The sequence below is a fragment of the Halohasta sp. A2 genome, assembly GCF_056175805.1.
This window is the reverse complement of record NZ_JAQFWV010000265.1, coordinates 1-284: the sequence shown is the minus strand read 5'-3', so window position 1 is coordinate 284 and position 284 is coordinate 1. Positions and strand designations below refer to the sequence as shown.

Here is a 284-nt window from a genome sequence, read left to right as displayed (position 1 = left end):
ACAAGATCTTGGCCCCAGACGGGTTTGCCTTCGCTGTGATCGTAGAACTTGCCAGCACCGGGAAGTTCCTTCCCGGTTCGCTGGAACACCGAGTCGTCGATGACGATGTAGCCTTTCTTTGACCACCATGTTTGCCCGTGATTTTGCAGTTCCTCTAAGAGCCTGTCCAAGAAACACCGACAGAAACGTCAGATTCTGTAGCTCTTGAGCGTTCATTACGGTAAATTTATCTAGCTGAAAATACTATACGGCGTAAGGATTTACTCGTGACGTTTAATTTTATC

General features: G+C 47.2%; 1 pseudogene. It reads right to left on the bottom strand.

From position 1 onward, the window contains the following. A pseudogene (locus O2S87_RS19070) lies at nt 1-158 on the bottom strand (transposase); the annotation flags it as partial. Nucleotides 159-284: the final 126 nt, after the last annotated feature.